General features: G+C 39.1%; 5 protein-coding genes and 2 pseudogenes. 6 read left to right on the top strand and 1 reads right to left on the bottom strand.

The features are described 5' to 3' along the window. Positions 1 to 322 (bottom strand): annotated as a pseudogene (locus tag HMPREF2697_RS10640) (XRE family transcriptional regulator); the annotation flags it as partial. A 217-nt stretch (positions 323 to 539) separates the two neighbouring features. Between HMPREF2697_RS10640 and HMPREF2697_RS01925 the strand changes: the two are divergent. The 6 genes and pseudogenes from HMPREF2697_RS01925 to HMPREF2697_RS01900 all read left to right on the top strand — a co-directional run bounded on the left by HMPREF2697_RS01925 (position 540) and on the right by HMPREF2697_RS01900 (position 10,406). Further along, a complete protein-coding gene (locus tag HMPREF2697_RS01925) occupies positions 540 to 1,061 on the top strand; it encodes an RDD family protein (protein ID WP_236577983.1) in 522 nt (173 codons plus the stop codon). A 60-nt stretch (positions 1,062 to 1,121) separates the two neighbouring features. Next, positions 1,122 to 1,565 (top strand): 8-oxo-dGTP diphosphatase, encoded by a 444-nt coding sequence (locus tag HMPREF2697_RS01920; RefSeq protein WP_014634653.1) that lies wholly within the window; start codon positions 1,122 to 1,124, stop codon positions 1,563 to 1,565. 186 nt (positions 1,566 to 1,751) lie between these two features. Continuing rightward, the gene (locus HMPREF2697_RS01915) at positions 1,752 to 3,101 is read left to right on the top strand and encodes a DUF262 domain-containing protein (protein ID WP_014634652.1); all 1,350 of its coding nucleotides are present in this window, start codon (positions 1,752 to 1,754) and stop codon (positions 3,099 to 3,101) included. A gap of 4 nt (positions 3,102 to 3,105) precedes the next feature. Then, positions 3,106 to 4,938, top strand: coding sequence for a GmrSD restriction endonuclease domain-containing protein (locus HMPREF2697_RS01910; protein ID WP_014634651.1), 1,833 nt, complete (start codon positions 3,106 to 3,108; stop codon positions 4,936 to 4,938). Between the two features lie 178 nt (positions 4,939 to 5,116). Further along, a pseudogene (locus HMPREF2697_RS01905) lies at positions 5,117 to 6,052 on the top strand (IS30 family transposase). Positions 6,053 to 6,494: 442 nt separating this feature from the next. Then, positions 6,495 to 10,406 (top strand): GH32 C-terminal domain-containing protein, encoded by a 3,912-nt coding sequence (locus HMPREF2697_RS01900; protein WP_070849396.1) that lies wholly within the window; start codon positions 6,495 to 6,497, stop codon positions 10,404 to 10,406. Positions 10,407 to 10,501: the final 95 nt, after the last annotated feature.

Here is a 10,501-nt window from a genome sequence, read left to right as displayed (position 1 = left end):
CCTCAATATCTTTTAGCTTTTTCTTGATACGTTCCGAGTCACCATAGACAGGAGACTTCATAAGTTTATATTTAGCCTTGTAATAGTCTTCAGGAATGTCTAGTTTTGTTTCACCTAACAAATAGTTGAGGGAAACACTCAATTTATCACTGATGTATTGAAGTTTGACAATAGTTGGTAAAGAACGCCCAAGCTCAATTCTCATCAGTTGTTTGACGGTTAATTCTTCTTCGGTATCACAAACTTGCTCACGTGTTAACCCTTGACGTTCACGTTCTTCACGAATTCTTTTTCCAATCTCGATTTTAATATCTTCTGACATACATAATTCCTTATGATTTAGTTTTTTAATAATAATATAACGTAAAATTGAAATAAAGTCCAAAAGCCATAATAGAAGTAGTGTATAGTAGAATCTAAAGGAGTTTACAATTATGAAACAATCTTGATTTGCGAGGGCGCTAGCCAGCGGATATTCTTCTCAAATATTATTTAGAATATTAAAAATGTTATAATAGGAGATGAGAAAGGGGGAGACGATGATGAAAATTATAGCAATAAACCCTATTCCGTTTAAAAAAAGAATGATTGAATTTCTCTTTGATTATCTTTTCATTCTAGCTTATTTAGTTCTTCTGTTTTTAAGTTCGATGCTTATTTACATCATCTTTTTTAATGGTGTCCCAGAGTTTACAGAAATTCAGTCGCAGTGGCTTGTATTTTTCACCTCTGTTTTGCCAATCATGCTCCTTTTCACATTCTTGGATTATAAAAATGATGGCAGTTTTGGGAAGGTAAAAGCGGGACTTGAACTTGTCTACCAGAAAAAAACAGTGCAGGCTAGTTTGATTAGAAATGTCATCAAATTTTTACCTTGGCAACTCGGTCATATGGGCACGATTCATGGCTTATATAGTGATTTTGATGTGGTATCCATTATCCTTTCTAATTCGGCGACTCTACTTGCAGTTTTGCTACTGGCAATGACGATATTTAGGAAAGATAAGAGGCATCTAGGAGACCTACTAGCCCGTACACAAGTGCAACTAAAAGAAGAATAGGGTAGAGATTGTTTATCCTATCCTTAAAGAAAAAGACAAACATAGTTAGGAAGTATTTGTATGAATGAGACTGTTGAGTTTACAAATCTTTGTATGGTAAGAGACGGCGATAGAGTTCTTGTTATTGATCGTAAAAAAAAGGACTGGCCAGGCATAACCTTTCCTGGTGGTCATGTCGAAGCGGGAGAATCATTTACGGAAGCAGTAATCCGTGAAGTGAAGGAAGAAACTGGCTTAAGGATTGCTTCTCCCCGGATTTGTGGAATGAAAGATTGGGTAGAAGACGGCATTCGTTATGTAGTTCTCTTTTATAAGACAGAAAAGTTTGACGGAGAATTAATATCCTCTGAAGAGGGGGAAGTCTGGTGGGAGGACCTGAAAGAATTGCCAAATCTAGACCTCTCTCTAGATATGGAGGATATGCTTCGTATCTTTCTTGAAGAAGACCTGTCTGAATTTTTCTACTACCAAGATGGAGAAGACTGGAAGTACGATTTAAAGTGAATTTGGATACTGATTCTTTTAATAATTAACTTGATAACTTTTTTTAGCAGTTAACCCAATGGTTGGCTGTTTTTCTTTGTCATAAATAAAAATTCGTCATCAATCTTGAGTTGACTTCTTAAAATGTTATAATGAGTGATATAAAACCGTATTTAAAGAAATTGAAGTAGATAGAGGAGTTGTTCAATGTCAAACTTGAATGAAAATTTGCGCATTGTCAGTGTTAGAGAAATGATGGTAGAAAGGTTAGCGATTCCTAATTATCAGAGACCGTATCGTTGGGGAACACAATCAGCACTTAGACTGATCACAGATACTTATGAGGCGTTTAAGAATAGAATTCCAGAATATCGAATGGGGTCTGTTGTACTCCACAGAGAAAACATAAATGACGCATCTTCTAAACTTAATATTGTCGACGGCCAGCAGCGCTTAACAACTCTTTCTATTCTTTTATTTGTGGTGTATGAGATACTTCAAGAGGCATCATATGCTAATCTTTCATCCTTGCTGAATGAGGAATATAATGAACTATCTAGAGAAGCGATCGTGCATAATTTCCAAATCATCAAGCGCAAGCTAAGAGAGTTTGACGGACAAGAAGTTAAAAAGTATGCTGATTATCTTCTTGATAACTGTTCTTTGGTAAAGATTATCACGAATGATGAGCAGGAAGCTTTTCAATTCTTTGACTCCCAGAATTCTCGGGGGAAGGCTCTCTCTCCACATGATTTGTTGAAATCTTATCATTTGAGAGAAATGAATGATGAATCTGAAAGTGATAAGATTGAGATCATACAAGCTTGGGAAAATAAAAATCAAAGCGAACTGGAGGATCTCTTTGCAGACAATCTCTTCCCCTTAGTGAGATGGTATAAGAACAAAAATGGCCTTCATTATTCTACTAAAGATATTCAAACTTTTAAGGGAATTAAACCTTCGAATCCCCATCATTTTGCGACTTATGCTAAAGCCTCTCATCTTTATGTGGAACGTTTTAATGCTGACAAAGTGTATGAGCTAACAACTGGAATTCCTTTGAATCAATTCCAGTTAACCCAACCCTTGATTGCTGGAAAAAGATTCTTTTCATACACTTTGCATTATGCCAACCTCTATAGAGAGATTGTGAACTTGGTCGATAGTAGATTTAATGAAGAAGAGGTCATAAAAAACGGAACTGGTGATCTCTATGTTTATAATCTCTTCATAAATATTTTGATCTTCTTTGTCGATAAATTCAGTATGAAGGAATTGACACCTGCAAGATTGTCTTTTCTACATAGATGGGCTTATTCTCTAAGATTGATCATGAAAGCAGTCTATAGAGAATCGGTAAATAAGTACGCACAAGGACAATCAGATCGTATCAATAAGGGATTGAATCTCTTTGCTTTGATTTCTGAAATGCAGGATCCGATAGGGTTGGATACCATTGTTTTAGATATTATCTCAAAGGAAGCTTTCCAGAATTCCAACGTGAATAAAAAACGCTATCAAAAACTCTATGATAAAGTATTTGGAGAGGAGGACTAGTCTAATGAGAAGTGAAAAGTATATTCAACCAGATGAATTGAATGTGGACAATGTTTTTGAAAATGTCAACTATGTCATCCCAATCTATCAACGAAATTACGCATGGAGAAAAGATGAAATTGAGCAATTGCTAATGGATATTGATGATCTTGACGAAACTAATTCAAGTAAATATTACCTTGGCAGTTTAGTGGTCAATCAAGTCCAACCTCGAGTTTATGAAGTAATCGATGGCCAGCAACGCTTAACTACTTTGTTTTTGCTTCTTCGTTATCTGGATCATCCTTCTGTAGAAAGAAATCCTTTGAAATTTGAAGCTAGAGAAAAATCGAACATCACTCTAGGTGAGATCGAAACTGTAATGGATAGTAAAGAGCCTTCTCTTTATTCAGAAGAGTTAGTAGAAGGATATGAAATAATTAAGAAATATTTCCAGAGCAAAAACGCTAATGATGATTATAAAAAACGGTTTAGAGATAAGTTTTCTACTGTAACAATCATCCGAACCCAGGTTCCTCAAAATATCGATTTGAATCACTATTTTGAGATCATGAATACTCGTGGAGAGCAATTGGAGCTCCATGAAATTGTGAAAGCAAAGATTTTGGGTGCTATCAAGTCTGAAAATGGATTCAGTGAAGAGGACAAAAAAGATAAACTAATTGCAGCTACGATTTGGGATGCTTGTGCACAAATGGACAACTATCTTCAGATGGTTCTCCCAGTAAAAATACGTGAAAAACTATTTAGTGCAAATTGGGATATGCTGAGGGTGGCTGACTTCTCAGATCTTCGTGACATTTTTAATGCAGAAAATAACAGTGATGAGACTCAATTTACCTTAAAAACTATCTTGCAAGCGCCGGATTCTACTGTGTCTAATCAAATTGATGATAGGGAAGAAGAAAATGAACGGTTTGAGTCTATCATTAACTTTCCAAATTTTCTTTTGCAGGTCAATGAAGCCATGGAGATGACTGAGACGGATCGTGATAGTGGATTAGATGATAAGCGATTCCTTGACTTATTAAAGGACAGATGGGCTAGTAAAGAAAAGGCCTTGGAGTTTATCTATGCTCTTTTGAAGTATCGGTATCTATTTGATCGTTATATTATTAAAAGAGAATATATCGGTGAATACAAGGTCGAAGGGAAATGGTCTTTACAAAAGCTCGTCATGTATGAGGATAAAAAGGGGAGAAAACCATCCTATAAATCTACTTTAGACTCAATGGATCAAGAAGAAGGAACGGATAATCAACAATTACGACTCCTAGAATCTTGCCTGCGCGTGACCTATACTTCCCCTAAGACCATGCACTGGATTGCTAGAGTCTTGACGAATGTGAATAAAGAGCAAGATGGCAAACTCCTTATCCCTACCTTAGAAAAGTATTGCTGCAAAAAAATTGAATCTTCAGATTATCGAAATCGAAGTGGATTTGGTATCGATCGGATTGTCTTTACTTATTTGGATTATCTGTTGGCGAGGGATAGAGCATCTGAATTTAGCAATTTCCAATTCCAGTTCAGAAATTCTATCGAACATTTCTTCCCTCAGCACCCTATTAACGCTGATAATTCAGTGACTGTTGAAAATAGAGATCTGTTGGGGAATCTTGCTCTCATCACTGTTTCAGCCAATTCAAAGTTTTCGAATCGGTTTCCAATTGAGAAGGTTGAGCATTTTCCAAATATAATAGAGCAAAGTCCCAAGTTGAAGGCGATGAGTGACCTGCTCAAGAAATATGATCGAAAATGGGATAATAACAGTGTCAAAGAGCACAATGCTAGCATGCTCAGTCTATTAGAAACGGAGATAGAAAAGTACAAATAAGTGTTAATCTTTTCAAAATAGTGAAAAGCTAAAAATTATAGGAAAGAAGAAAACTGTAAAGTAGAAATTGCAGTTTTTCTTTTTGATAAATTGTAAAATATAGTGCAACAAAAAAACTCATAGCGTTTCATTGGTGTAAACTGTAAGTAACCACACAAACAGAACCCGAGGAAAAACTATGAGCTACTCCCATCTTACCATAACCGACCGAATAAAGATAGAAACTTACTTGGATTTAGGTTTGAAATCTTGCTAAATTGCAAGTAAACTTGGTGTCCATAAGTCTACCATTTCAAGAGAGTTAAGACGATGCCAAAATGGTTATTCCGCCGTCTTAGCACAGGAACAGTACGACCACAGGGCTAAGCAAAAGGGTCGGAAGTCTTGTTTGACACCAAAGTTGAAAAAGAAAATTGAGAAGGGGTTAAAAGCCTCTTGGTCACCTGAACAGATTTGTGGTCGCTATCAGCTTGAACAAAAGCCAATGGTAGCTTTTAAAACCATCTATAATTGGCTCTATGCTGGTTTGATTGATCCGGATTTAAGCGTCCTGCGCCGAAAGGGAAAAAGTCGACAGCCCAAAGAAACACGTGGGACATTTAGGATTGGCACGTCGATTGCCAAACGTCTTAAAGAGGTCAGGAATCGTGAGACTTTTGGCCACTGGGAGCTCGATACTGTGGTGTCTTCCAGAGGCAAAAGTAAGGGCTGTTTAGCGAACTTTCTAGAGCGAAAAACTCGTTTTTACTTAGCTTTCAAGATACCAGATAGAACAGCCAAAGCCATGTTTTCAGCTATCGAACAACTTTGTAGGCTATTTCCAAAAGAGACTCTTAAAACCTTCACTTCAGACAGGGGAAAAGAGTTTGCCTGCTATCCTCTGGTGGAGAACTTAGGAATTCCCTTTTTCTTTGCGGACGCCTATTCTTCCTGGTAGAGAGGAAGCAATGAAAACGCAAATGGCTTACTAAGAGAATATTTCCCAAAGAAAACAGATTTAGCCGCTATCTCTGAGGAGGCTTTGAACAAAGCCTTATATGATATCAATCACCGACCGCGAAAATGTTTAGCTTACAGAACTGCTTGTGAAGCTCTAGAGGATGAGTTTGACTAAATGTTGCACTTATTCTTGTAATTTATCATTTTTAATCGAAATATGAATCTTTCGGGTGGGTCCTGGATGTGGAGTGCTAGCCTTTTGATTTTACTGGCTGCTTTTGCCTAGCCTTTTGGGATTCTTTGGGATTGCTATTGTAACCATTGGTATTATTGGAAATAGCCTGCTAACAGGCTCAGATTAAGCATAAGTATGAGACTTTCGAATGGCAAATTCGGAAGTTTTTTCATTTATATGAAAAATATTACAGAAAAAGATGGTATTTTCAGATTATAGTGCTATAATGATATTAAAAGTAAGCGTTTACCGTTTTAATTTAAATCCTAGAGATATTTCCGGAAACTTTGATAGGCTTATTAATAAAGGCGAATGTATTGACTTTGAATTTTCATGAAAAATGAGTTAACATTTAATGTTACTCTGAAGAAGGAGAAGAGTCATGAATGATACTGTTTGTAAAAATTGGTTTATGCGTAAAAGTGGGAAGACTTGGGTCTACGGCTGTGCCTTGGTAAGTTTTGCAGGTTTGGCCCTGGCTGGTCCTGTCTATGCGGACCAAGTGGAACAGGCAACTGTGAGCCAAGTACCTCAAGAAGTGGTAGCTCAAACTGATTATCAAGTTGCCCCTCAAGCGGAGCTTGCTCCTAGCACGACCAAGGAAGTCCCCCAAGTGGTAGAGCCGAGCCCGTCTCTTGTTTCCGAATCTGCTAAAACAGCTCAAGAGAATCCCACTCAGCCTATCCCTGACCAGTCAAAAGAAGTACAAACACAGGCTAGTGAGGCTGAGAAAGTAACTAACCAAGCGCAAGAAGCCGATTTGAATCAGACCAGTCAAGAACAATCTCCAGTTGTAACGAATAGCACCAGTCCTGTTCATGTGACAGCGGAAAAAACCGATTTGCCTAATAATGAAGCGGTTACCAATCTAGAAGGGATGACCGCAGACCAAAATGGCCACTGGGAAATGCAGGCTGACGGTATTCATTCAGAAGCCAAAGACAAGGGAGACTCTTTCCTTTATTCTCAATCCGAGGGCAAGAATTTTATCTATTCAACGGATGTAACCTTCAAGGAAGCTGGTGGTGCAGCTGCCCTCATTTTCCGTGGTAACAATGATAGTAGTGATAAAAATATGTACGGGGTCAACGTAGACTCTGGTAACCATAAGGTTAAGTTTTGGCGTTGGGTCAATAATCATGATATTCAACTTGTAGATGAGAAAGATGTGACACCAACTGCTGATGAAACCTACAATCTTAGAGTAGTTGCGGCTAATCAGTGGCTATCTTACTATGTCAATGATGTGCTTGTCGCAAGTACAGGTGATGCTGTCCTTCAAAAAAGTGACAAGGGTCAACCTCAAGTCCTTCCAGAAGGCTACTTTGGACTTCTTAATTGGAATGCCAATGTCATTTTCAAAAATACCCGCTATGTTAATCTCGACGATGCCAGTCTTCCTTTGATTGACAATCTTGTGGTGACCTCAAAGACAGGTTCTGTTGAAAAACAAGCCCAATTCTTCTCTGAAGAACCACTCCATATCCAATATGTGGGACACAATGCTGAGACTGTAGGACTTGACATCACTAAGCATAATCCAAATGCTGTTATCAAGGTAGAAGATGCCAAGGGAAATGTCTACACAGATATTTCACAATTGCCAGTGGCTGTAGGTGCCAATTACTTTACTATTGAAAGTAGTGTGACCGATTCGCTTGGTCGTCCAGTGACCTTGACTTACCGTGTTAATATCCACCGCAGACAGAGTGATGATGTCTATTACAACGAGCTTTATCGTAATCAGTATCATTATTCTGTCAAGGATGGCTGGGCTAATGACCCTAATGGCTTGGTCTTTTACAAGGGACGTTACCATCTCTTCTATCAATTTTACGATGATACCAAATGGGGACCAATGCACTGGGCCCATGCGACCAGCCGAGACTTGCTTCATTGGGATGAAGAGCCGATAGCCTTTTATCCAGATGCGACGGGTCACATGTTCTCAGGCTCTGTCGTGGTTGATAGTACCAATAGCTCCGGCCTCTTCAAATCTCCGGAAGGTGGCCTGGTAGCTATTATTACTTCAAATGGTAATGGGCAACGGATTGAAATCGCCTATAGTGAGGACGAGGGTAGAACTTGGCAAAAATATGACAAGGTAGTTGCCGACTGGTCTCAGGACCCACTTCAAAACCAAGATTTCCGTGACCCTAAGGTCTTCCGCTGGGATAACCAATGGTTTATGGTCCTTGCTGGTGGTCCACTCCGCATTTATTCTTCACAAGACTTGAAGAACTGGCAAGTGGAAACAACCTATAAAGATTTGCATACGGAATGTCCTGACCTCTATCCAATTGTGGCCAATGATGGAGCACTCAAGTGGGTCCTCTCACGTGGTGGTCGTACTTACAAGGTTGGCGATTTTAAACAAGTGGATGGCAAGTGGGCCTTTGTAGCTGATGATGTTTACCAAGACCATGACGAAATCATGAATTTTGGTAAGGATTCCTATGCTGCTATGACTTATTATGTTCATGATTTTGGAACAGCTGACCATCCCAACATCCCACAATTGACTGAAATCAACTGGATGAACACTTGGGAAGATTATTGTAATCTGGTTGCAGATACTGTAGGTCAAAAATTTAATGGTACCTTTAACCTTAACCTTGACCTTGGTTTGGTTAAATCAGGCGACCGTTACCTCTTGACCCAAACCCCTGTTAAGGCCTACGAAAGCCTTCGTGACACAGACAATGCCCAGTATTTTGAAAATGTCACAGTGGCTTCTGACAATGAATTGCTTAAAGATTTCAAAGGCGATACTTATGAAGTGGTTTCTCACTTTGTACCAGGTAAGGACACGACAGCAGTTGGATTTAATCTTCGCGTTGGTGATGGTCAAGCTACTAAGGTCATTTACGATTTAACTAAGGAAACTTTGTCTATTGACCGTAGCCAATCTGGTACTATCCTTTCTGATGCTTTTGCTAAGGTTAATAGTCAACAAGTGACTCGCAATGAAGATGGTTCTATTGATTTGCATCTTTATGTGGACCGTGCGAGTGTAGAAGTCTTTGCTAAGGGAAATACGGTAGCTGGTGCTAATCAGATTTTCCCAAGCCCAAGAGCCGTTGGAGCAAGTGTCTTGGTTGAAGGTGGTCCAGCCAAAGCAAATATTGCTATCTACCCAATTAAGAGTACTTGGACTGACAAGAAGGAAGTTACAAAGGCTGTTGCTATGAACACCACAGTTGCAGGTCATTTGGCTCTTGAAGTTGGTCAAAGTAAGGACTTGCAGGTTTACCTCGCACCGGCTTCTGAAGAGCAAGATGTGACATGGACAGTAAGTGATCCAAGTTTGGTGTCCTATACTGAACATGACAATAAACTTTCTCTTAAAGCCCTTCACAAAGGTCATCTCACTGTCACAGCAACTTCAGTTGAAAACCCATCATTGACCAAGACCTTTAATATTGACATTACGCTCAACAATTTTGCGACCAACCTTAAAGGCTTAAAGGCTGTTACTGGTAATTGGTATATTGATGACGATACCCTTTACGATAGCAATGTCAGTGCCAATGACTTCTTCATGGCCTATGAAAGTAATGGCTTCAAGCAATTTGACTATGATATCGATGTCAAATACCAACATGGTTTGGTCAACCTCTTTGTAGCTGCGGAACGTGAAGAACCAGGTCGTGCCTACTCTGTTCAATTTGCTGACAATGATACTGTTCGTCTCTTCCGTTTTGGTGGTGAAACCATCGCTGAAGCTCATTTGGATAAGGCTATCAATGACGGTCAGTACCACCATGTCAAGGTTGTGAAAGGCAAGGACACAATGACAGTCTATGTCGATGGCAAGGAAGTGCTCCATCATCAATTTGATGCTGTGGATAATTACTTCAATCAAGCCCATGTAGGTGTCGGTCTCTGGGATGGAGCAGTAGAATTCAAAAACTTCTTCGTAACTGAAAAAATGACAAACACAAGCAGTGACACTACTGACGAACCAATCAAACCTGATCCTCAGCCAGAACCAAGTCCAGAGCCAAATCCGGAAAATAAACCAGTTGAGCCTGAGCATCAACCAGAGGTTGCTCCAGAGACTGAGCCAACTGGACAAAATAATGGTCACGATAGTACAAACACAGTGCCAGATCCATCTCAGGATAATACGGGTAAGCAAGAAGAAAGTAAGGCTCCAGTGGAAATACCTAAGACTGTCGCTCCACTTGTTGAGAATCTCCTCAAAAAATTCAACGCATTTAGTCTCTCAACCTTCCTTGCAAGTATTGCCAAAGAAACATGGCACTTTTTAACAAAATGGCTATTTAGCTAAAATCAAAACGTTGAAAAGGCTATGTAAGAAGAAAAAACTTAGAAGTATGAAAGCTTCTAAGTTCAGATTGAAGACAAAGTCCTCAGAAGTTATAC

Source organism: Streptococcus sp. HMSC064D12 (assembly GCF_001837205.1).
In the GTDB taxonomy this organism is placed as follows: Bacteria; Bacillota; Bacilli; order Lactobacillales; family Streptococcaceae; genus Streptococcus; species Streptococcus salivarius_D.
Note: the sequence above shows the minus strand (reverse complement) of the source record. Positions and strands in the feature narration are given on the sequence as shown.